This is a genomic window from Cycloclasticus sp. PY97N, assembly GCF_002443175.1.
Lineage (GTDB): Bacteria > Pseudomonadota > Gammaproteobacteria > Methylococcales > Cycloclasticaceae > Cycloclasticus > Cycloclasticus pugetii.
In genome coordinates this window covers 1,131,636-1,155,240 of record NZ_CP023664.1, presented here as the reverse complement: position 1 = coordinate 1,155,240, position 23,605 = coordinate 1,131,636, and the positions used below count along the sequence as shown (strand labels likewise).

The 23,605-nt window shown below is 40.6% G+C and carries 15 protein-coding genes; 10 read left to right on the top strand and 5 right to left on the bottom strand.

Annotated elements, in window-relative coordinates; translation table 11 throughout:
• Window positions 1-156: 156 nt before the first annotated feature.
• From CPC19_RS05695 to CPC19_RS05665, 7 genes are read left to right on the top strand one after another with little or no spacing between them, the layout of a single operon-like run.
• Window positions 157-1,986 (top strand): thiamine pyrophosphate-binding protein, encoded by a 1,830-nt coding sequence (locus tag CPC19_RS05695; protein ID WP_016390079.1) that lies wholly within the window; start codon window positions 157-159, stop codon window positions 1,984-1,986.
• A 2-nt stretch (window positions 1,987-1,988) separates the two neighbouring features.
• Complete coding sequence (locus CPC19_RS05690; RefSeq protein WP_016390078.1) at window positions 1,989-2,816, top strand: citryl-CoA lyase; 828 nt, start codon at window positions 1,989-1,991, stop codon at window positions 2,814-2,816.
• Entirely contained in the window at window positions 2,813-3,613 is an 801-nt protein-coding gene (locus CPC19_RS05685; RefSeq protein WP_016390077.1) for a hypothetical protein, read from the top strand. Before CPC19_RS05690 ends, CPC19_RS05685 begins: the two co-directional genes overlap by 4 nt.
• A 55-nt stretch (window positions 3,614-3,668) precedes the next feature.
• Window positions 3,669-5,744: a TonB-dependent siderophore receptor gene (locus tag CPC19_RS05680; RefSeq protein ID WP_016390076.1), complete on the top strand. Its 2,076-nt coding sequence runs from the start codon at window positions 3,669-3,671 to the stop codon at window positions 5,742-5,744.
• Window positions 5,745-5,800: 56 nt separating this feature from the next.
• Complete coding sequence (locus tag CPC19_RS05675; protein WP_016390075.1) at window positions 5,801-6,772, top strand: ABC transporter substrate binding protein; 972 nt, start codon at window positions 5,801-5,803, stop codon at window positions 6,770-6,772.
• Window positions 6,765-11,228, top strand: coding sequence for an EAL domain-containing protein (locus CPC19_RS05670; protein WP_016390074.1), 4,464 nt, complete (start codon window positions 6,765-6,767; stop codon window positions 11,226-11,228). Before CPC19_RS05675 ends, CPC19_RS05670 begins: the two co-directional genes overlap by 8 nt.
• A gap of 26 nt (window positions 11,229-11,254) precedes the next feature.
• Window positions 11,255-12,778, top strand: coding sequence for a fumarate hydratase (locus CPC19_RS05665; RefSeq protein WP_016390073.1), 1,524 nt, complete (start codon window positions 11,255-11,257; stop codon window positions 12,776-12,778).
• A 68-nt stretch (window positions 12,779-12,846) separates the two neighbouring features.
• On the opposite strand, the gene parC is transcribed toward CPC19_RS05665, so the two are convergent.
• Window positions 12,847-15,090 carry a DNA topoisomerase IV subunit A gene (gene parC, locus CPC19_RS05660; protein ID WP_016390072.1) on the bottom strand — a complete coding sequence of 748 codons (2,244 nt, stop codon included), beginning with the start codon at window positions 15,088-15,090 and terminating at the stop codon, window positions 12,847-12,849.
• A 9-nt stretch (window positions 15,091-15,099) separates the two neighbouring features.
• The gene (parE, locus tag CPC19_RS05655) at window positions 15,100-16,986 is read right to left on the bottom strand and encodes a DNA topoisomerase IV subunit B (RefSeq protein WP_015006237.1); all 1,887 of its coding nucleotides are present in this window, start codon (window positions 16,984-16,986) and stop codon (window positions 15,100-15,102) included.
• Window positions 16,987-17,359: 373 nt separating this feature from the next.
• Between parE and CPC19_RS05650 the strand changes: the two genes are divergently transcribed.
• Complete coding sequence (locus CPC19_RS05650) at window positions 17,360-19,789, top strand: bifunctional diguanylate cyclase/phosphodiesterase (RefSeq protein WP_016390071.1); 2,430 nt, start codon at window positions 17,360-17,362, stop codon at window positions 19,787-19,789.
• Between the two features lie 16 nt (window positions 19,790-19,805).
• Here the strand turns inward: CPC19_RS05650 and CPC19_RS05645 are convergent, their stop codons facing one another.
• The 3 genes from CPC19_RS05645 to CPC19_RS05635 all read right to left on the bottom strand — a co-directional run bounded on the left by CPC19_RS05645 (window position 19,806) and on the right by CPC19_RS05635 (window position 22,210).
• A complete protein-coding gene (locus tag CPC19_RS05645) occupies window positions 19,806-20,387 on the bottom strand; it encodes a DUF3501 family protein (RefSeq protein WP_016390070.1) in 582 nt (193 codons plus the stop codon).
• Window positions 20,388-20,403: 16 nt separating this feature from the next.
• Window positions 20,404-21,729, bottom strand: a complete 1,326-nt coding sequence (locus CPC19_RS05640; protein WP_016390069.1) for a heterodisulfide reductase-related iron-sulfur binding cluster — start codon at window positions 21,727-21,729, stop codon at window positions 20,404-20,406.
• A gap of 61 nt (window positions 21,730-21,790) precedes the next feature.
• A complete protein-coding gene (locus CPC19_RS05635; protein ID WP_015006241.1) occupies window positions 21,791-22,210 on the bottom strand; it encodes a rubrerythrin family protein in 420 nt (139 codons plus the stop codon).
• 204 nt (window positions 22,211-22,414) lie between these two features.
• Here CPC19_RS05635 and CPC19_RS05630 point away from each other — a divergent pair, with 204 nt between their 5' ends.
• Together CPC19_RS05630 and CPC19_RS05625 are read left to right on the top strand one after the other, a co-directional pair.
• Window positions 22,415-22,639 carry an exodeoxyribonuclease VII small subunit gene (locus CPC19_RS05630; protein ID WP_015006242.1) on the top strand — a complete coding sequence of 75 codons (225 nt, stop codon included), beginning with the start codon at window positions 22,415-22,417 and terminating at the stop codon, window positions 22,637-22,639.
• Window positions 22,640-22,660: 21 nt separating this feature from the next.
• Complete coding sequence (locus CPC19_RS05625) at window positions 22,661-23,545, top strand: polyprenyl synthetase family protein (RefSeq protein WP_016390068.1); 885 nt, start codon at window positions 22,661-22,663, stop codon at window positions 23,543-23,545.
• Window positions 23,546-23,605: the final 60 nt, after the last annotated feature.

Below are 23,605 nucleotides of genomic sequence, written 5' to 3'. Positions count from 1 at the left end.
ATATGATTTTTCAGAGCATAAGTTTTTCTCTTCTCCCAAAATTAAGGCTTTACAAACAGGGACAATTATATTAATTTTATTAACTTAATATAATAATTTAAGTTAATCTACTAACTTATTGATTGTTAAGTATTTAAAAATCCAATGGAGAACCGGATGAGTTTAACCCTAACACAAGCAGTCCCGCAAAATGAAATCGCCACATGCGAGCTTCTCCTCGATTATTTAGAAAAAATTGGTGTTGAATATGTTTTCGGCATTCCAGGTGGTGCTATCGAACCACTCTACAATGCCTTAGCTAAAAGTGAGAAACGTGGCGGCATAAAAGCTATCACCGCTAGACATGAAACAGGGGCTGTTTTTATGGCCGACGCCTATGCAAGAAATACCGGGAAACTAGGTGTCTGCTGTTCCACTACCGGCCCAGGTGCAACAAATATGATCACCGGTGTTGCTTCCTCATTTGAAAATAACACCCCGTTACTTGTTATCACTCCTCAAGCATCTCAGGATAAAGTAGGTAAAAAGGCTCTCCAAGAATCTGGAGATACAGGGGTTAATATCCCTGGAATGTTTCAGTTTTTTACCAAATACAATAGTTATATAACGCATGTGGGGCAATTTGAGCATAAACTTGTATCCGCTATCATGTCTGCTTTTAGTATGCCAGGAGGCCCAACACACCTGAACATTCCAACTGATGTATTAAAAAGCCATATCCCTCCTAAACAACATCCAGTCAATATAAATAATTTATTAAGCCGCCCCTACTTAAAAGACGAAAAAGCTATACAAGCTCTTATAAGTGAACTTCGTCATTCAAAAAAGACTATTTTCGTAATCGGTGCAGGCGCTAAAGGTTGTAGCCGATTAATAACCGATTGCATTAATGATTTAGGTATTGAATTTGTTGCTACACCTGATGGTAAAAGTTTTATTAATCCTTACCACCCATCCTATAAAGGTGTTATTGGTTTTGCCGGACATAAGAGTGCGAGTAAAGCACTTCAATCCGATGCCGTTGACTCTATTGTCCTTATTGGTTCTTCTTTAGGTGAGTTTAACAGTAATGCATGGGACCAATTATCTTTATTGAACAACAAACTAATACATATTGATAATAACGAAGATAACCTAACAAGATCTTCTATGGCGAAGCTCCAAGTAGGCGGTCATATTCCAACTATCTTAGAAGCCATTTTAGAAAATAATAGAACGCAAATTAAACATAAAGAAAAAATCTCAACTAAGTCCGTTATAGATAAAACTCAATTATTCGCTGATATATGTATAGATAATCAAAAAAAACTCCATTTTGAGCTTGATGACTCTACAAAAACCAAAGATCGGTCTAGCCCATTAAAACCACAGTTTTTAATGGCGCAGCTAACTCAACTTTTCCCACCTAATACCCGTTACTTAGCTGATAATGGCAATAATATGGCTTGGGCAGTTCATTATTTAAACCCCTATGACAGGCGCTTTAGTGGCCGCCGATCTTCACAAAGAGACCAAAAAGATAGACGAGCATTTAGCGCCGGGTTATTACAAATTAACACTGAGTTTTGTTCAATGGGTTGGTCAGTTGGAAGCGCCATCGGTACTGCACTAGCGCACCCAAATGATCCCGTTCTTTGTATTGTTGGTGACGGCAGCTTCCTCATGTCGGGTAACGAAATAACAGTCGCATTACAAGAAAAGTTAAATATTATTTTCCTTGTGATGAACGATCAACATCTTGGTATGGTTAAACATGGTCAACGATTAAATAAATCAGCCGATATAGCCAACACATTACCGAATATTAGTTACGCTTTAATGGCATCAGCCATGGGCATCATGAGTCATACCATTGAAACAGCCGATGACTTACTGCAGCTCGATACTAATAAAATTTGTGAACGCAAAGGACCCACTCTACTCGACGTTAGAATAGATGCAGAAGAAATTCCCCCTATTGCTACGCGCTTAAAAGGGATGAAGTAACAATGGAACAAGAAAAAATAAATACTAAAATTTGGTTTGAAGAAGAAGAACCTGACAACCCATTTGCCGCCAAAGCTTCTTATTGTTCTGGTTACAATGTTTATGGTGACTTATTGGGTAAAATCTCTTGGTCCGAATACATTTTTTTATTATTTAAACTTGAAAAACCCTTACCCTGGGAGTCTAAACTATTAGAGGCTATCGCTATTGCTATTGCCAATCCGGGCCCTCGTGATTTAGGTGTCCGTGCTGCTATGAATGGTGGTGTAGGCGGTTCAACCGCCGCTTCCTGTTTAATGGCCGCCTTAGCACCCAGTGCTGGCAAAAATGGAGGGGCAAGGGAAGTTTATCAAGTGATGCGCTTATGGCAACAGTGTGAATTTGAATTAACTCAATGGAAGCAAAGTTTATCCAACTATCAAGATGAAGAAGAAATTGAAGTTTGGCCAGCTAGTGAACACACCCCTGGCTTTGACCCGTATGGGGCAAGTTGTGCCACCCCCGTTTTACAAACATTGGATCACTTAACGTCCATATACTCTGACGGAGCTCTCAGCTATTTATCAGCTAATCGACAGATATTTGAAAAAGCTGCTGATGCGCCATTAGGCATGACTGGTGTCATAGCCGCAGCCTTCACCGACTTAGGTTTTACGGATGAACAAGCAGAAATGCTATACCTTTTACTTCGCCTTCCGGGCGCTGCAGCACACTCACTTGAACAAAAAAAGCTTGGCTGGCGTAAATACCCATTTTTTGGAAATGGCTTAACCCTCACCAACGACCCTGGCCCATCAAACTCTAACCAAACATCCCAAGACGAACTATGAAAGGTCCGATAACACTTAAGCAGGCTGAAGATAACTGGCAAACCGATATTGGCGCAGCATTTATAGGAGAACGTGTCGTTTATAGAGGCAAAGACTTATTTACAGAACTTAATGATATATCTTGGTTTAAACATTTCATTTTTGGAATCACAAATAAAATGTTTTCAGACAATGAAATTAAGTTGATGGAAAAAATATGGTCTCTAACGATTAGTTACCCCGACCCAAGAATCTGGAATAATAGAGTTGCGGCCATTACCGGAACATCAAGATCTACTGGCGCACTTGCAACAGCTGCCTCAACAGCTTGTTCAGAAGCAAACATCTATGGAACTAATGCAGGTTACCTCGCAATGGATTTCATAATAAGGGCGAAAAAAGCAGTCGATACCAATGAAAACCTTATTGACTTTACCTTGGAAGAACTTAAAAGAAAACGATCAATTCGCGGTTATGGTCGCCCTCTTGTTAAGGCTGATGAACGAATTGCACCAATACTTAAAGAAGCTAAAAAACTAGGCCTTGGAGATGGGCCTCATCTAAAATTAGCTTTTGAAATAGAAAAAATCTTAACAAACTCTAAATACCGACTTACTTTAAATGCTGCTGGCATTGATGCAGCCCTAATGGCCGATATTGGCTTTACTAGGCAGGATCATTATTACGCAACAATATTAGGTTTTTCGGCTGGCATCCTTCCTTGTTATATTGATTCCATTAATCAAAAAGAAGGGGCTTTTTTCCCTCTTAGTTGTCAACGAGTTAATTATACCGGGAAAGATAGCAGAGACTGGTAATTTTCAAAACATAAACTAAGCTCACTATAATTAATAAAAGTTTATCGACTCGGACATGAAAAAAACTCTTACTTGGCTGTTGTTAACAATATTTCTCATTTTTGGAAGCACTTCATATGCCTACGATGAGGGGGGTGATACCCTAGAAAACATATATGGTGATGAGGATTATATTTATATAGCCACTGGGCGAAAGCAAACAGTGTCACAAGCACCTGCTGTTGCTAGTATCATTACTTCTAAAACTATTCGTCAAATAGGCGCCCGTGATATTGATGAAGTGTTAGAAACTGTTCCTGGCTTGCATGTCTCTTATACTGCTGGTGGCTATAACCCTATATACCAAATACGAGGAATCACATCAAAATTTAACTCCCAAGCTTTACTTCTAGTCAACGGTATTCCTATTACTAATATATTTACTGGGGACCGTTCTCAGGCTTGGGGAGGGATGCCTGTTGAGAACATTTCTCGTATCGAAGTTATCAGGGGGCCAGGTTCTGCTATTTATGGGGCTGACGCGTTTGCTGGAACTATAAATATCATTACTAAAAATCCCACTGAAATAGATGGGTTAGAAATAGGCGCGTCCGCAGGGAGCTTTGATGAATACCGAGGCTGGATACAATACGGCGGTTCGAAAGCCGGTTGGGACATGGCGTTCTCTGCTCAAGTTTTAGATACACATGGCCAGCACGAAAACGTAAACTCAGATTTCCAAACAACACTTGATAATCTTACTGGAACCTCTGCCTCTTTAGCGCCAGGTAATATTAATTTAGGACGCCGCGCATTAGACACCCGACTTGATCTCTCTAAGGCCAATTGGCAATTACGTTTAGGGTATCAAGCCAGAAGAGACGGCCAGGCAGGTGCTGGACTTTTTCAAGCACTTGACCCCGTTGGTGAAGCAGATGCTGATCGTTATAATGCGGACGTTACGTATAAAAACACAGATTTCTCTAAAAACTGGGACTTTAAAGCGCAATATAGCTTTTTTAACAGTATCACCCGATCTGATTTAGTATTACTCCCACCGGGTGCTAATACAACAGGTATTCCAGCCCATACTTTTCCAAATGGTGTTCTGGGTAAGCCGGATGTATACGAACGCCATAACCGAATTGACTTATCTAGCTTTTTTACTGGCTTAAAAAAACATGATATTCGTCTCGGTGCTGGATTCCACCATCAAGACCAATACAAAATTGAAGAAAAGAAAAACTATTTACCGTTTGGCCCAGCCTTAATCCCTCTTGGCGGACTAGTTGACGTCAGCGATACGGCCCCTTTCAACCAAGAAAAAACACGTAAAATTTATTATGGCTTTGTACAAGACGCATGGGACTTTGCTCCTGATTGGACTTTAACTGCCGGCCTACGCTACGACCATTACTCGGATTTTGGCGACACCCTTAACCCACGACTAGCCTTAGTCTGGCAAACCAGTTACCGCTTAACCAGTAAGCTTTTATACGGACGCTCTTTTCGTGCCCCTTCATTTGCTGAACAGTTCAATATTAACAACCCTATTGCTTTAGGTAATCCAGATCTAGATCCCGGGATTATTGACACCTATGAAATAGCCTTTGACTATGTTGCATCCAACAACCTAAAACTCAGCATGAATATGTTCTACTATGTAATGGATGATATCATTCGATTTGCTCCTACGACGGCTAGCAATACTGGCAAACAAACAGGGCACGGCTTAGAAATGGAAGCAAACTGGAATGTAACAAACAAGCTTTCCATCTATGGTAATTATGCCTACCAGTCTTCTGAGGATAAAGACACTAATAGCGATGCCGCAGATGCCCCTCAACAACAACTTTATCTGAGAGCCAATTATGACATATCGCCCGTTTGGTCAATTAACTCACAGCTAAACCATGTCCGTGATAGGCAACGTGCTGCAAGCGATTTACGCCCAGACATAAGCAATTACACCACCATTGATTTAACTCTACGTGCAAAAGGACTTAGCCCTGACATAGAACTTGCTTTATCGGCTAGAAATTTACTCGATGAAACAGTCAAAGAGCCATCCGAAGCACCTGGAAGCATCCCCGATGACCTGCCTCTTGCTGGCAGAGCTTTTTTTGTTGAACTGAGAAAATCTTTTCATTAAATCGATAAAGCTGTCGATAATGGCAAATAAACAATAATCAGGGATGATTAAACAACATGATATATTTTAAGATATTTTATAGTACCGCTCTACTTGCCATACTTTTTTATACAACGACAATACTTGCTGATGACACATTAGAAGCTAGCGCTACCTTCAACATCACTGTTGTTTACCCTGATGTTAGAAAACCTTATAGTACACTTTTTGAATCTATTATTAGTGGCATTAAGGAACAGCCTAAGCTAAACGTACAAACACAATTAATGGATAACTCAATGCTGGAGACAGATATCCTAAATTCTCTTAGACAAGAGAGCCCAGACGCTGTTATTTTATTAGGTGGCGGCAGGCGAGCACTACAAGAAAAAATAAACTCTCTTTATAAAACAACCTATGGTGCCTTATTTCTTTCTGACCATGATATCAACAATGGCCGTTATGGCATTTCTATGACCCCAGACCCCACTCTTCTCTTTTCTGAATTAAAAAAAATACAACCAACAGTCAAGGAAATTCATGTTGTTTTTGATCCAAAAACTAATGGTTGGTTAGTTCAAAGAGCCATTGAAAACACCCCGAACACAGGAATAACCGTCATTCCATACGAAGCCTCAAGTTTGCAACAAGCGGCCCTAATTTATAAAGAGATTGCTCGCAATAATGACCATATTAACAGTGCTTTATGGCTTATACACCATGATCCCACCTTTGATAGTAAAAGCTTATTACCACGAATTTTATCGGACGCTTGGAAATATCAACAAGTCGTCATATCCACTAACCCCTCACATGTACGAAGAGGGGCTTTATTATCACTGCTTCCAGATAGTCAACAAATAGGAAGAGATCTAGCCACCACCACAGTTCGACTATTAAGTGGGCAAAAAGCATCACCCGTTACGCCAATGCAGTCATCCCTAGTTGTTGCGAACCTTAGAACAGCCAAACATCTTCCAAACACCATTCGTTTAGATCAAAAAACCAATTTTGCTTTGACCTACCCAAGAGCCTCAGCAAATGATTAAAACGTTTTACAAATTTTTAACACAACGTAGTTTTAAAAACCTCCTAACGACAACCTACTTTATTGGCATCATACTTTTAATATCCATTGCCACTTTAATCACCTCCAATTTATCGTCTAAAAGTGTTCATGACAGCCTTAATCAAACTGGACTCCAGCTTGTTGAGTCATTAGGAAATAACAGTCGCATCGCCCTTCTCTATCTCAGTCAGGATGAAGCTGAATTAGTCGTAGAATCAATCCTCTCCTTCCCGGATGTTAAAGCAGCAGGGATCTATGATGACAAAATGCAAGTAATCTACCAAAGTAGTGACCTGTTAAGTGCAGGCCCTAACACCTTGCCAGTAGAATCAACGTCTTTAGATTATGAAAATGAGCATGAGTGGAGCTATAGCTCACCTGTTTATAGTACGCTCGATGAAGAAACATTACTTTATTCAGATAGTGAATTTAAACCAGAACTTCTAGGTTACGTGCGCCTAACGGTTGGAAAAAATGTACTCAGGTCGCTTAAAAGTGATTTTTATAAGTACAACTTAATGGTGATAGGTAGCTTAGCCCTATTATTATTGTGGGCTCTTTTATTCATCACAAAACGTATTAGCAAACCAATCGATAATTTAGCTAAAAATATGCTAAATGCTGCTCAAGGCAAGCGAACTGAACGCAAAGGTATCGGTAGCACAGAAGACATTATGCGTATGGAACAAGCCTTTACAGACATGATGCATATTTTGGAAAATCGTGAACAAGAACTCATTACTACGCGTGACATCGCTATTGAGGCAGCTAAAGTCAAAAGCGAGTTTGCCGCCAATGTCAGTCATGAACTGAGAACGCCTTTAAATGGTATTTCAGGCATGCTAGAACTATTATCTGATATGGACCTTAACGTCCAACAGAAAGAATACCTAAAGGTTGCCTCTAGCAGTGCAAATTCATTACTAAGCCTTATCGATGATGTTTTAGATTTTTCCAAATATAACCAACAAGATGTCGACTTACACGAAGAATCGTTTAATTTACGTAACACGTTGGAAAACTCCATTACCCTACTCAGCGCTCAAACTCAGCACAAAAACATTTCTATCGCCTATTTTTTAGATGCCGATGTACCTCTTCATCTAATTGCTGATGAGTTGAGGCTCCAACAAATCATACAAAATTTACTCGGTAACGCCATTAAATTCACTCCGGCTGGTGAGGTGAGCATTTCTATCTCAACCTCAGCATTGAATGAAAACAACCTAACCTTATTATTTGAAGTAAAAGACACCGGCGTTGGTATCCCTCAAGAAGTTCAAAATAAAATTTTCACTGCCTTCTCTCAAGCCGATAACTCTACTACTCGAGAATATGGTGGAACAGGCTTAGGGCTTGCCATCAGCCGACAGCTAGTCACTATTTTTGGCGGTGAAATGGGCGTAAAAAGCAAAGTTGGTAAAGGCAGCACTTTTTGGTTTACTGCTAATTTTACTGTCGACATGCAAGCCGAAGCCTTTGAACTATCAAGCGCTGAAATATCACCCACTCAACCTAATGTTTTAACGGTTAGCGATGATGATTTTTCTCACCGTTTTATCGTTCAACAATTTCAAGCATCACCTTTTCATGCCGACCATGTCACTGATGGGATGACAGCTATAAAGAAACTACGTCAACACGAAACTTTATCAAAGCCTTACGATTATATTTTAATTGATAATCTTCGTTCAAACATTAGCCAAACAGCCTTAATTCGTATGATTAACGCTGACCATACTTTAGCCAACACAAAGATAATTGTCCTCATCGCTAACCAGTCAAGTCAGCTTAATGCAACAAAAGAGCTCAACGTATTTGGGCATATTACTAAACCAATTAAACAATCTGATTTATTATTGCATTTACGCTCAACCGTTGAATCAAAACCAACATTATTACCTGAACAGCAAGCACTCAAAGAACCCCTACCAGACTATTCATTTAAGAAAATTCTTGTTGTTGAAGACAATAAAGCGAATCAACTGGTTGCTAAAGCCATGCTAGAACGCTTCCACTGTAATGTAACCTTGGCTAACGATGGTCTTGAGGCATTAGAGCTTTTTTCCAGCCAGTCCTTCGACCTTATTTTGATGGACTGTCAAATGCCAGAGATGGATGGTTATGAAGCAACATTCCAAATACGTGAACTTGAAACTGTCGACAAACACACACCTATCGTTGCACTAACAGCCAACAAACAAAACGCTGACCGAGAACAATGTATCGCGGCGGGAATGGATGACTTCATGTCAAAACCATTAACACTGCCCACATTAAAAACCACCTTACAGAAATGGGTTACGCAAGAAGCTGCACAAACCAACCCTATCGAGGACAGTGAAGACAAACCTCTCATACAAACAGTCTTGGATGAAAAAACATATTTAAAACGGCAACAAAACCTTGGAGCTGAGTTCAAAACTACTTTACAGTCTTTCCTTGAGCAAACCCCTCTCAGCTTATCCCGCTTAACAGATAGTGTCTCAAAGCTCGATAGGATTGCTATAAAACGTCTTGCAGAATCTGTTAAAAATAGCGCTTTCGATATTGCTGCACTACGCCTTTCACAAGCCTGCAAGAAATTAGAAAGTGCTTGTGATGATGGAGAAGCTAAATTTCTAGGCCTTCAACATAAAATAATTCTATTTGAGGCTGAGTTAGTTATCAAAGAAGTCTCTATAAGACTAAACAACAGTGAGACTGAAAACCCAGTCGTCAGTCAACACCTTAACCCTGCTAGGGTTTTATTAATAAACGCTGACAAAAGAGACCGCTTTTTAATCAAAAATGCCTTGGAAGATAGTGGCCACAATGTAGATGAAGTAATTAACAATTATCAGGGGATGCTTTATTGCGAACGAAATAAACCTGATATCGTTATTTTAAATCATGATTTATCTCATGATGACATTGAGCTTGTCAAAACGTGTGAGGTTTTTAATAGCAGCGGTATTCCTTTCACTATCACCTCAAACTTAGAGAGTGAAACCTCGATTAATAATGCATTTAAAATGGGAGCACTCGATTATTTTTCAACACCATTAAACTTGTCTCTTTTTATTCATCGGATTAATCGAATATTAGCCACCAAACAAACTGAAAAACAAATATTTAACTTAGCGCATAAAGATCATTTAACAGGCCTAATGAACAGGTCTTTATTTACTAAGAAAGTTTCTGAGCTGATCAACAAACACGAGCGCGAGCATAAAATAATGGCCGTTATTTTCCTCGATTTAGACCGTTTCAAATTAGTCAATGATTCCTATGGCCATGAAGCCGGCGATTTACTGCTTAAAATTGTTGCTGAGCGCCTCTCAAGAAGTGTTAGAGATGTCGATATCATTTCAAGGTTTGGTGGTGATGAATTTGTTGTCGCTTTAACCGATGTTAAATCACATCAAATAATCGAAACCCTAGCACGTAAAATACAAAACAACCTCTCAAGGCCCTTTGTTTTCTTAGAGAAAGAAATGCACGTTAGCGCCAGTCTTGGCATCAGTGTCTATCCAAGTAGCGGCAAGACGGTCAGTAACCTGATAAAGAACGCCGATATTGCCATGTATTTATCCAAGCAATCAAAAAGCCCTTACGTCTTCTTTGACGATACGATGTCCGAGAGCATTAACCAACGTTTAGTCATAGAAAATGAACTACGTAATGTTATTTTACGCGATGAATTAAAGGTTTTTTATCAGCCACAATTTAGCGCCACAAACGGCGAGCTTATCGGTATGGAAGCCCTCGTCCGCTGGCAACACCCTAAAAAAGGCCTAATTCCACCGAATAACTTTATCGGTTTAGCTGAAGAAACAGGGCAGATTCATATGATTGGCGAGTGGGTTATGGAAACAGCCTGCAAAACGTTAAAAAACTGGATTGACCGAGGGGCAAAACCAATTAGAGTTGCCGTTAATTTATCTACACTTCAGCTAGAAGATGACGGCATCGTAAACAAAATATCGTCTATTCTAGAGACCACTCAGCTTCCACATAAGCTTCTTGAATTAGAAATAACTGAAAGTTCCGTTATGAATAACGAACAACTGATGATTGAAAAGCTAAACACATTAAAAGAGTTAGGTATCAAACTTGCCATTGATGACTTTGGAACGGGCTACTCTTCTTTAAGTTATTTAAAACGTTTGCCAATTAATTTATTAAAAATTGACCGCTCATTTGTTAATAACTGCCTGCTTAACTCAATAGATTCTGACATTATACGGACGATTATTATTTTGGCTCACAGTATGGGTATCGATGTCATTGCAGAGGGAGTTGAAACAGAGCAGCAAAGCACGCTTCTAAAAAGCCTCAATTGTGATTTCGTACAAGGCTATTTATTTGGCAAGCCAATGCCTAGTGAAGAGTTCGAAAAGCTTATTTTCAACAACGTAAGAGATAACGTATACCCGATCACTTTGTTACAATAAGTTTTTTAACCAAACAGGGTGTTTTAATGACCATTATCAAACAAAATGACCTTATTGAAAGTATCGCAGCTGCTTTTCAATTTATCTCTTATTATCACCCAAAGGACTACATTCAAGCGTTAGGCCAAGCGTATGAGTTAGAAGAGTCACCCGCTGCAAAGGATGCAATGGCACAAATTCTTCTTAATTCACGCATGTGTGCGATGGACCACCGGCCCATCTGTCAGGATACCGGTATAGCAAATATATTTTTGGAAATCGGCATGAATGTCCAATGGGACAGCAGCATGAGCGTCGAAGATATGTGTAATGAAGGAGTAAGACAAGCTTACCTCCACCCCGACAATGTATTAAGAGCCTCTATCGTCTCTGACCCATTAGGCGCAAGAAAAAACACAGGCGATAACACGCCCGCCGCTATTCACATGAAAGTAGTGCCGGGTGATACCGTCAGCATTCATGTTGCCGCTAAAGGCGGTGGCTCTGAGAATAAATCTAAATTTGTCATGCTGAACCCGAGTGACAGCCTAGTAGATTGGGTACTTAAAACGGTACCTACCATGGGGGCTGGCTGGTGCCCACCTGGCATTTTAGGTATTGGTGTTGGTGGCACTGCGGAAATGGCCATGAAACTAGCCAAAGAATCGTTAATGGAGCATGTTGACATTCAAGAGCTTAAAGACCGTGGCCCCAGCAATCGTGCCGAAGCTCTTCGCCTAGAGCTATACGAAAAAGTTAATGCTCTCGGTATAGGTGCACAAGGCCTTGGTGGTTTAACAACAGTGTTAGACGTAAAAATCAACCATATGCCCACACATGCCGCGTCTCTACCTGTCGCAATGATTCCAAATTGCGCGGCAACTCGTCACGCACACTTTGTTCTCGACGGATCTGGCCCATCCTATATAGAACCACCCAAGCTTGAAGATTGGCCAGAAATTGCCTGGGCACCCGATGCAAAAACTAAACACGTTAATCTGGATACTGTCACTGAAGAAGAAACGCATACTTGGCAGCCTGGCGACCGTCTACTGTTAACTGGTCACATGTTAACCGGCCGCGATGCTGCACATAAGCGCATTGCTGACATGTTTGCCAAGGGTGAAAAGTTACCAGACGGTGTTGATTTCAAAAATCGTTTTATTTACTACGTTGGCCCAGTTGACCCTGTGAAAGATGAAGTTGTTGGTCCAGCAGGCCCAACAACAGCAACCCGTATGGATAAATTTACCGAGATGATGCTCGATAAAACCGGCTTACTGGGTATGATTGGAAAAGCTGAACGTGGTCCTGATGGTATTGCCGCCATTAAAAAACATAAAGCCACCTATTTAATGGCTGTTGGAGGCGCTGCTTATCTTGTCTCTAAAGCAATAAAAGAAGCTAAAGTTATCGCTTTTGATGACTTAGGAATGGAAGCTATCCGAGAGTTTTATGTTGAAGACATGCCCGTAACCGTAGCAGTCGACTCTACCGGTGAATCAGTACATAAAACAGGCCCTGCTTTATGGCAGTCGAAAATTGCTGGTATTCCGGTCGTTAGTGAATAAAAAGTTCGACACACAAAAAAGCCAAGCGTTATGCTTGGCTTTTTTGTGTTTTCTCTTTTTTCTATCACTTAATTCTTGTTAAGTAATTCAATGGAACCTGGGTTTTGAAAACCACGTGGTAATTTAACACCACGCTGGGCCCGTTTTCCTTTATAAGCATCTAAATCAGATAATTTCAAATTAATATGTCGTTTACCCGCATTAATACGAATAGCTTGCTGCTCATTGACCACACAAAAACCGATCACTTTATCATCCCCTGATTTTAAATCTTTAGTCGGGATTTGAATCAGCTTATTTCCTTTACCGCGGCTTAATACCGGCACTTCACTCACAGGGAATATTAATAACCGGCCTTGTTTACTGACAATCGCAACCCAGCCCTCTTCAGCCTCGTATAACGCTGGTGATAGTAGCTTTGCACCTTCTGGTATTGTTAATAAAGCCTTACCTGCTTTATTTTTAGTTTGTAAGTCATTCAGATTTGTAACAAAACCATAGCCAGCATCAGATGCCAGCATAATATGCTCATCTACACCTGCAATAACATCCGTAAACATAGAACCGACAGGTGGTTTCAAACTACCGGTGATCGGCTCGCCTTGCCCACGCGCTGATGGCAACCCATGAACTGGTAAGTTATATACCCTGCCTGTTGAGTCTAAAAAGTAAACCCAGTGATTGCTGCGGCCTTTTGCCGATGCTAAGTATTCGTCACCTGACCTAAACGTTAAACTCTTTGGGTCAATATCATGGCCCTTAGCGGCACGAACCCAGCCTTTTTGTGAAATAACAACCGTCATAGGCTCATTGGGAATAAGCGCTCGCTCATCTAACGCCTGTGCTGCTGACCGATTGACAATCGGCGAGCGCCGAACATCTCCATACAATTGAGCGTCTGCCTGAATTTCTTTTTTAACCAATGTCCGCAAACGTTGTTTTGAGCCTAGAATTTTTTCTAACTCATCACGCTCCTTCGTCAATTCTTCCTGTTCTGCACGAATTTTAAACTCTTCTAACTTTGCTAACTGACGCAATTTAATCTCAAGAATCGCATGTGCCTGAACATCAGTAATATTAAATTGCTGCATTAATGCATCTTTAGGATGATCCTCTTCTCGAATAACCCGAATGACTTCATCAATATTTAAATAGACAATCAATAACCCATCTAAAATATGTAAGCGATCATTTACTTTATCTAAACGATGCTCCAAACGTTTTCTAACGGTTTCAAGCCGATAAGTTAACCACTCCGCTAATAATACTTTCAAGTTTTTAACTTGCGGTTTTCCACTTAAGCCGATTACATTGAAATTGACACGGTAGGTTCGCTCTAAATCGGTTGTTGCGAAAAGGTGCGACATTAATTGTTCGACACCGACTCGTTTAGAGCGCGGCACAATAACTAATCGTGTTGGGTTTTCATGGTCTGATTCGTCTCGTAAATCTTCTACTATAGGTAGCTTTTTGGCACGCATCTGTGACGCAACTTGTTCCAGCACTTTCGCCCCAGATACTTGATATGGCAGCGCAGTCACAATAATTTGACCCTGCTCCATTTCATAACGCGCTCTCGCACGTAGACCACCTGAGCCTTTTTCATACATTGCACGAATCTCATCACGCGACGTGATTATTTCGGCCTCTGTCGGAAAGTCCGGTCCTTTTATATGTTCCATCAGCGTATCGATATCTGCCTTTGGTTCATCCAATAGGCGGATACAAGCGCTCGCCACTTCATTTAAATTATGTGGCGGTATATCTGTGGACATCCCTACGGCAATCCCTGTCACACCATTTAATAATAAATTGGGTAAGCGTGCGGGTAACAACTTAGGCTCTTGTAAAGTGCCATCAAAATTATCGGTCCACTCAACCGTGCCGTGCCCTAACTCGCTCAACAAACTGTTTGAATAAGGCGCTAAGCGTGATTCTGTATAACGCATCGCCGCAAAAGACTTTGGGTCATCTGGTGAGCCCCAGTTTCCTTGCCCATCTACCAATGGGTAACGGTAAGCAAACGGTTGCGCCATGTGCACCATCGCTTCATAGCAAGCGCTATCACCATGCGGATGGAATTTACCCAGTACATCACCCACTGTTCGCGCTGATTTTTTAAATTTTGCGTTATTAGATAAGCCTAATTCAGACATCGCATAGACGATACGGCGCTGAACAGGTTTAAGACCATCTGCGATATGTGGCAATGCACGGTCTAAAATAACGTACATGGAATAGTCCAAATACGCTTTTTCAGTAAATGTTTTTAATGGCAGCGTTTCAATGTTTTCAAAAGATGTTGTCGTCATAATGTTCTCTTATATATCTGCCAAATTACCACTTTCTTCTAACCATGCTTTACGGTCTGAAGCACGTTTTTTTGCAAGTAACATATCCATTTTGGCATGGGTTTGATCACCCGATGTCATATCTAGTCTCACTAAGCGACGTGTATCCGGGTCAAGTGTAGTCACCCGAAGTTGAGCAGGGTTCATTTCACCTAAGCCTTTGAAACGCTGTACATTAATTTTGCCTTTTAATTTTTCAGCCGCAATACGATCTAACACACCTTCTTTCTCGGCTTCATCTAGGGCGTAAAACACCTGCTTACCCACATCAACTCGGTATAAAGGCGGCATCGCCACATAAATGTGCCCTGCTTCGACCAATGCCGAAAAATGCCGAACAAATAAAGCACATAAGAGAGTGGCAATATGTAGCCCATCAGAGTCCGCATCGGCAAGAATGCAAATTTTATTGTAACGTAAGGATTTTAAATCTAAGGAGCCGGGCTCCACACCGATTGCTATTGAAATATTGTGTACTTCTTCCGAGGCTAAAACATCAGCAGGGTCTACTTCCCAGGTATTTAAAATCTTTCCTCGTAACGGCATAATAGCTTGAAACTCACGATCACGCGCCTGTTTAGCAGAGCCGCCTGCAGAGTCCCCCTCAACTAAAAATAGTTCAGAACGATCGGAGTCTTGGGATGAACAGTCTGCTAATTTTCCTGGCAAAGCTGGGCCGCTGGTCACTTTTTTACGAATAACTTTTTTACCCGCACGTTGCCTATTTTGTGCACGTTGAATAGCAATCTGGGCAATTTCTTCACCTATAGCGGGGTGTTGATTTAACCACAGACTAAAACTATCTTTAGCCGTTCCCGAGACAAAAGCTGCACATTCTCTAGATGTCAGCCTTTCTTTTGTTTGGCCTGAAAACTGTGGGTCTTCTAACTTGATAGATAGCACATAATGGCAGCGCTCCCAGACATCATCTGGCGTAATTTTAACCCCGCGAGGGAGTAACGATTGGAATTCGCAGAACTCTCTGACCGCTTCGGTCAATCCTGTGCGTAAACCATTAACATGCGTACCACCTTGTGATGTAGGCACCAAGTTTACATAACTTTCAGTAATCCCTTCACCGGCATCTGTTGACCAAGCAACTGCCCACTCAACCGATTCGCGTTCGCTACTCGCACCCGACACAAAGCCTTCTGGCGGCAATAAAGTTAAATGTTTTAATTCACCTAATAAATAATCGGTTAGGCCATTTTGATAAAACCACTCTAATTTTTCAGCATTGATTTCATCCTTCAAATAAATATGCAAACCAGGGCAAAGGACGGCTTTGGCTCGAAGTACATGTTTCAACTTAGATAACGAAATCACAGCCGAGTCAAAATAAACAGGGTCTGGCTTAAAATGAACAGATGTACCGGTGTTTCGCTGTCCTACTGTTCCAAGCTCTGTCAAATCTGCTACTTTGATACCATTCTCAAAAGCCATGTGCCAACGCTTACCAGTACGCTTAACTTCCACATCAACCCGAGATGACAACGCATTAACCACAGAAATGCCGACGCCGTGCAAACCACCAGAAAATTGATAGTTTTTATTTGAAAACTTTCCGCCAGCGTGCAAACGGGACAGAATTAATTCGACACCTGGAACACCATGTTCTGGGTGAACATCCACTGGCATCCCTCGTCCATCATCGTCAATTTTGACCGAGCCATCTTTATATAAAGTTACGACTATTTCACTTGCAAAACCCGCAATTGCTTCATCGACACTATTATCAAGTACCTCTTGTACTAAATGATTAGGTCTCACCGTATCGGTATACATCCCCGGTCTTTTTTTAACTGGGTCGAGCCCCGTTAGGACTTCAATGTCAGAAGCTTCGTATTGACTATTCATAAACTGGGTTAATGACTCGTTAAAGTATAAATGAAGGCCGGATTCTAACCATTAAGTCTAATTCTAACAAGCTCACATGCCGGCTTATAATCATAATTGCTGGCGCGAATGATCACACCTCTAATTGATTCAAATGTTCACTTGAATAATAAAGGTTTTGAACTAGTATACATTGATAAAAAAAATTATTAACGTTAGGGAGATAGTTGTTTTGAAGGATAGGGATGAACTTTTTAATAAAATCCATGACACTCTGAAGTTGCCTCTGTCCGGATATCATCAACTTACAAAGTCACTCGAGTTAGTTCTAGAGTACTTGGAGGTAGATCGTTGTTCATTACTCTATCCTTGTACAGCCAATGCTTCAACACATATGATTCCTATTGAAGTAACCACAGCCAACTACCCTGGTGCCAATAAATTAAAAACCGACCTCTCAACAACCTCACTTTTTAAGCATATTAGCCAAACTGTTGAAAATACAACCGAGCCGGTCTCCTTTGACCTTAAAAATATCGAGTCAACTCAATTATCAAAGGTATATAAAGACTTCTCTATAAAAGCACAAATCGTTAAGCTTATTGAACAGGCTAATGGTGAAAAGTGGGGTCTCTCACTTCATCAATGTAATTCAACACGGATTTGGGACGCTGAAACGAAAGATATAATAAATACAGTCGCCGAGATGATCCGCCCTATTCTTTCAACGCTTGTAGATATTCCAACACTCTTAAGTCTTGTTGAGTCTGCAACAGAGGCGATAGACAATTCCTCATTGCCGCAAGTGCTATACAACATGGATAGGGAAATTGCTTATGCTAATGAAGCCTATTGCCAATTGCATAAACGCGATTTAAATGATTTGCTACACCAGCATGGTAAACAATTTTTCTCCGAAGAAGAGCACGATAGGTACGATCAGCTTTTTGACGATATTTTAAAATACGGTAACGCAAACAATAATAGTACAAAAACCACAGGGGATGGTGAAACTATTCACACCGAATTTCACGGCTCCTTATTGAATTATAATGGTAGCCGACACTATCATGTTTCGCTCTATGACCAGACCGAAAAAATTAGAAACCAGCAACAACTCCAATCATACAGTGATATCCAACACGCTATTATGGAAGCCAGTGATGACGGTATGCTGGTCGAAGATACTGATAGAAAAGCTATCGCCATTAACCAGACTTTTTTTAATACCTTTGATATTCCACCCAGCTTACTAAAAGAAAAGAACAACCAAACACTAGAAATGTTAAAGGCTGGCATGGATAAAATGCAAGACGCTGAAAAGATCGCGCAAAATGTGTTGTCCTTAAGCCCTTCTTCAGAGGTTAAGACATCAACACTCATTTATTTAAAAAATGGCACTATATTAGATTTAGCGTCTTTCCCTTTAATTCACGATAAGACCATCAAAGGGCGTGTTTGGTACTTTAAAGACATCACAGAAAACACACTCCTTACACAAAAGCTAGGCTTCGAAGCAACACATGACCCCCTAACAAAACTCGTTAATCGTCGTGGTTTCGATGAAGAACTTAGTCGCTCTATTAATGCCTTAAAAGACAGTAATGCCGTTCATGCTTTACTCTACCTTGATTTAGACCAATTCAAAATAATCAATGATAGTAGTGGCCATGCAGCAGGAGATATGGCACTTATTGAAGTCAGTCAATTACTCTTAAAACAAGTCCGCTCGGCCGACCTGCTCGCAAGAGTAGGTGGTGATGAGTTTTGCATTTTATTAAAAGACTGCCCACCCGATGCAGCTCATGCATTAGGTGAACAAATCAGACAAGATATCGAAGACTTTATTTTCATATCCGGCGATAAAGAATATAACCTAGGCGTCAGTATTGGCATTGTTACCATTGATAAGAGCTTTAATTCATATGAAGATGTTCTCAAACTGGCTGACACATCGTGTTACCTTGCTAAAGAGGCAGGGCGTAACCAAATTCACATCCACACGAATGCAGATCAAGCAGTTGCGTTACGATTACAACAAAATAATATAGTCAGTCAAATAAATGATGCACTTAAGGCCAATCGTTTCGAGTGTTATGTACAAAAAATACGCACTGTTTCTAACGAAGACTCCAATACCAAAAATACGCTCTCAAATTATGAAGTATTGGTGCGTATGCTCGATGCAGATGGCAGTATTATCGCACCCAATGTGTTTTTGCCTGCTGCAGAACGCTATAAGTTAATGTATAAAATTGATCATTGGGTTATAAAAAACTCGATTCAGGCAATGGCAACCATTCAAGAGCAAGTCGACTGGTTTAGCATCAATCTATCAGGGCAGACCATCGCCCACCAAGGTAGCTTTGAGCTCATCAAAAAGTGTATCGATGACGCCAACATCCCTCCCCATAAGATTTGTTTCGAAATAACTGAAACAGCCGCTATTACTAACCCTGAGTTTGGAGTGAGTTTCCTAAATAAATTACAACAACTGGGTTGCTTAATTGCCTTGGATGACTTTGGCTCCGGTCTATCATCGTATGAGTACCTCAAGCGATTGCCCGCTGACATTCTTAAAATTGATGGTCAATTTATTCAAAATATGCTCTACAATCCTTTGGACCTTGCGATGGTGAAATCTATTAACGAAATTTCACACATCATGGGGAAAAAGACTGTAGGAGAGTTTGTTGAAAACGAAGCAACGCTCAAAAAAATGAAAGATATTGGGATTGATTTTGCACAGGGCTTCTATCTTGATACCCCAAAGCCTCTTCGCACCATATTAGAAGCCCACCCCATGCAAATCACTCTAGAGTAAACGTAGCGTTTACTTATTAATCCAAATCACTCGCCAACGAGTTTCGTATATTATCAGGCACCGTCACCTCATGTTTATATGCTGGGTGATCAACACCTGCATTGATAATCGCACCGTTTTGCACCGCTTCCACCATCGGTTGGGTCAACTCAAAGCGTAAAAAATGAACGGAAGATGTTTTCTCATTCGTTTCACGTTCTAAGTCTTCATTAGCAATGGGGTGAACCTTATCAAAACCCGCTACTTGAATCCACGTCGCACGTTCAATACCAATCATTTTTTCCAGCGCCACTTTACGATCACCAGCATTATCAAACTGAATCATCATTGTTGCTTTCCAGTTTTGCCCGTCAGGAATCAATGGGTTATAGGTTTCAATTTCTTCGATAATGCCCGCCGAGTCAAAGATTTTTTCGGCACGTAACATTTCTTGAACCTGGTAGCGCATGGTTAAATAGTCTTCAAAATGTAGGCTGACATTCTCCCCGATTCGCACTATTCGATTAAGTTTATGAGCACGAACCTTTTGCCTATATTCATCACGTTTATTCGAATACTCTTCAAGACCATACAGTTCTTCTTTAACTAGCTTTTTCATTTTCAACCTCTAATGTTCAAATGCCGTACGCTTGCTTTAGCAAACTAATAGGGCTCTTTACGTTTGACTCATCTTCCAAGCCACTTGCAATGTGATCAGCTGCCATAGGGCAATCGCTTGAAAACACATCGGCTTCAGCCTTTTTCACTCGGTTTACAACCGGCTTTGCAATTTTTTTAGCTATATCATGGAACTCACTTTTTAGCGCATACGTTCCATCATGCCCAGAACACCGTTCTATCGCATTTACTGATGTATTTGGAATTAACTCTAATACCTCTTTCGTCTTTAATCCAATATTTTGAACCCGTAAATGACAAGCAACTTGATAAGAGACCTGCCCTAATTCACCTTTAAACTCTGTTTTTAATAAGTTCGATTTATGGCGAAGCATCAAATACTCAAATGGGTCGAAAATAGCATCACGCACTTTTGCTACCTCTTCATCATCTGGAAACATTAACGGCAACTCTTGTTTAAACATCAAAACACATGATGGCACAGGGGCAATTACATCCCAGCCCTCATCAATCAATTTAACAAGTTGTGGAATGTTATTGTTTTTTAAACGCTCTACCTCTTTAAGATCACCCAGTTCAAGCTTAGGCATACCACAACAGTTCTCTTTACTTGCCATCGTTACCGCAACATTATTATGCTCTAGCACATCAACCAAATCATTTACTAAATCTGGTCGATTATAGTTACCATAACAGGTGGTAAAAATAGCCACTTTTCCGGTTGTTTCTCCGCAAGCTTGCACACCCGAAGCATCATGTTTTTGCTGGGCAAATTTTTTCCTTGCTGTTTCGGTATGATAGGCTGGGATAACCGCTTCGTTATGAATCCCTAATTGGCTGTCTAAAACTCGTCGAATTGTCTTGTTCTGGTTCGCTGCATTCACCACATTAACAACGATGGGGATAGACGCTAATTTACCAATTCTATCGGTGGATGTAATTAATTTATCGCGTTGTTTGACTTCATTTTTTTCAAACTTAACGGCCTTCGCACGAAGCATTAAGTGTGGGAAATCCAAGTCCCATTCATGAGGAGGCACATAAGGGCATTTTGACATAAAGCACATGTCACATAGATAGCAATTATCGACCACATCCCAATAGACTTTTTTATCGACGCTATCGAGTTCCATTGTTTCTGACTCATCAATGACATCAAACAATAATGGAAACGCATTACATAAATTAAAACAACGACGACAACCATGACAAATATCAAACACACGATCTAATTCGTTGAATAAATTAGCCTCATCGTAAAAACTAGCGCCTTTCCAATCTATTGGATGCCTTGTGGGGGCCTCTAAGCTACCTTCTCTCATTTATTTATCTCCAAAAAAAAGGAGAGCACATGCGTACCCTCCTTTTGATCTAAATCAACACTTAAGCGTTTAAGCTATCTAACGCTTTTTGGAAACGATTCGCGTGTGAACGCTCCGCTTTTGCCAGTGTTTCAAACCAATCAGCAATTTCATCGTGACCTTCGTCACGTGCTGTTTTTGCCATACCCGGATACATATCCGTGTACTCATGCGTCTCACCGGCAATCGCTGCTTTTAAGTTATCTTCAGTTCCACCAATTGGCAGACCTGTTGCTGGATCACCTGTTTCTTCTAAATATTCTAAGTGACCGTGTGCATGGCCTGTTTCACCTTCTGCAGTTGAACGGAAAACAGTAGACACATCGTTGTATCCTTCGATGTCTGCTTTGTTTGCGAAGTATAGGTAACGACGGTTTGCTTGTGACTCACCAGCAAACGCATCTTTTAAATTCTGTTCTGTTTGAGAACCTTTAAGTGACATAGTAATTCCTCTTAATAAGTTGAATGATATCAATTCTACCTTTAGACTGGGTCTAATAGTAAGCTCAAGATACGTTACCATCTATTTGATGTCAATATGATTGCTTCGTGCTAACTAACACGACAAGCATTTTAAAAAAATAGTGACCCTATCCAGTCTAGTTAAGGTAACGTATTTCCTTTTACAAAATCAACGACAAAACTAATGGCCAAAGCAAAAAAACTCGATTTAGAATCATCACTTCAATCCTTAGAAGAACTTGTTGACCGTATGGAAAATGGAGACTTGAGTCTCGAAGAATCACTAAAAGAGTTTGAATTAGGCATCAAGTTAATTCAATCCTGTCAAAAGTCACTTACAGACGCTGAACAAAAAGTTGAAACTCTATTAAACAGCTCCGCCTTGGCAAAACCCGTCGATTTCGATTAAATATTTAATTTACCCACAGCCATGACTGTTTTTAAAGACTTCCAAAGCGCCAAAACACAACAAATAGAAACCGCGCTAGCGCGCTATCTTCCCGCGAGTCATATTGAACCCAAGCGATTGCACGAAGCCATGCGTTATTCAACTCTTAATGGTGGCAAACGTATTCGTGCGATGCTCGTCTATGCGACTGGGGACTTACTTGAAATACAACAACCCATATTAGACAGCATAGCTAGCTCAATTGAGCTTATTCACGCTTATTCACTCATTCATGACGACCTTCCATCGATGGACGACGACGATTTACGTCGTGGCAAACCGAGTTGTCATAAAGCCTTTGACGAAGCAACTGCTATTTTAACCGGAGACGCGTTATTAACACTCGCCTTCAACGTGCTGGCAAAGGCGGATTGCAGCAATGAACAAAAAATAACCTGTATTCAACTGTTATCACAAGCTGCCGGTTCAAGAGGCATGGTCGGCGGCCAAGCCATTGATCTGACTAATGAAGGAAAGTCCATTTCCATTGCTGAAATTGAAAATATGCACCTACATAAAACAGGGGCCTTGATCTGTAGCTGTATCACTTTAGTCGCAAGTTTAAAGTTTCAAACAACAGATAGCCAGTATCGCCACCTAAAACATTATGCAGAATGTATCGGACTGGCGTTTCAAGTACAAGATGATATTCTTGATGAAACCTCATCCACTTCAACACTCGGCAAAACACAAGGTAAGGATCGGCAAGCTGAGAAGTCCACCTACCCTTCTATTTTAGGCTTAAAGGCTTCGAAACACTTAACCAAAGATTTGCATGACGAGGCTATACAAAGTCTTTCAAATTTTGATCACCGCGCTAATTACCTTAGGGATATCGCACAGTTCACTATCTCACGGATATCTTAAGTACATGGTCCTTAGACCAGTATTCACTTGCATAGTCTTTGCTTGCAAACGATAATACGC

Excerpts from the sequence above, each read along its gene's own strand:
- CPC19_RS05695 (WP_016390079.1), top strand. The coding sequence starts at position 157 with ATGAGTTTAACCCTAACACAAGCAGTCCCGCAAAATGAAATCGCCACA.
- CPC19_RS05690 (WP_016390078.1), top strand. The coding sequence starts at position 1,989 with ATGGAACAAGAAAAAATAAATACTAAAATTTGGTTTGAAGAAGAAGAA.
- CPC19_RS05685 (WP_016390077.1), top strand. The coding sequence starts at position 2,813 with ATGAAAGGTCCGATAACACTTAAGCAGGCTGAAGATAACTGGCAAACC.
- CPC19_RS05680 (WP_016390076.1), top strand. The coding sequence starts at position 3,669 with ATGAAAAAAACTCTTACTTGGCTGTTGTTAACAATATTTCTCATTTTT.
- CPC19_RS05675 (WP_016390075.1), top strand. The coding sequence starts at position 5,801 with ATGATATATTTTAAGATATTTTATAGTACCGCTCTACTTGCCATACTT.
- CPC19_RS05670 (WP_016390074.1), top strand. The coding sequence starts at position 6,765 with ATGATTAAAACGTTTTACAAATTTTTAACACAACGTAGTTTTAAAAAC.
- CPC19_RS05665 (WP_016390073.1), top strand. The coding sequence starts at position 11,255 with ATGACCATTATCAAACAAAATGACCTTATTGAAAGTATCGCAGCTGCT.
- parC (WP_016390072.1), bottom strand. The coding sequence starts at position 15,090 with ATGACGACAACATCTTTTGAAAACATTGAAACGCTGCCATTAAAAACA.
- parE (WP_015006237.1), bottom strand. The coding sequence starts at position 16,986 with ATGAATAGTCAATACGAAGCTTCTGACATTGAAGTCCTAACGGGGCTC.
- CPC19_RS05650 (WP_016390071.1), top strand. The coding sequence starts at position 17,360 with ATGATTCCTATTGAAGTAACCACAGCCAACTACCCTGGTGCCAATAAA.
- CPC19_RS05645 (WP_016390070.1), bottom strand. The coding sequence starts at position 20,387 with ATGAAAAAGCTAGTTAAAGAAGAACTGTATGGTCTTGAAGAGTATTCG.
- CPC19_RS05640 (WP_016390069.1), bottom strand. The coding sequence starts at position 21,729 with ATGAGAGAAGGTAGCTTAGAGGCCCCCACAAGGCATCCAATAGATTGG.
- CPC19_RS05635 (WP_015006241.1), bottom strand. The coding sequence starts at position 22,210 with ATGTCACTTAAAGGTTCTCAAACAGAACAGAATTTAAAAGATGCGTTT.
- CPC19_RS05630 (WP_015006242.1), top strand. The coding sequence starts at position 22,415 with ATGGCCAAAGCAAAAAAACTCGATTTAGAATCATCACTTCAATCCTTA.
- CPC19_RS05625 (WP_016390068.1), top strand. The coding sequence starts at position 22,661 with ATGACTGTTTTTAAAGACTTCCAAAGCGCCAAAACACAACAAATAGAA.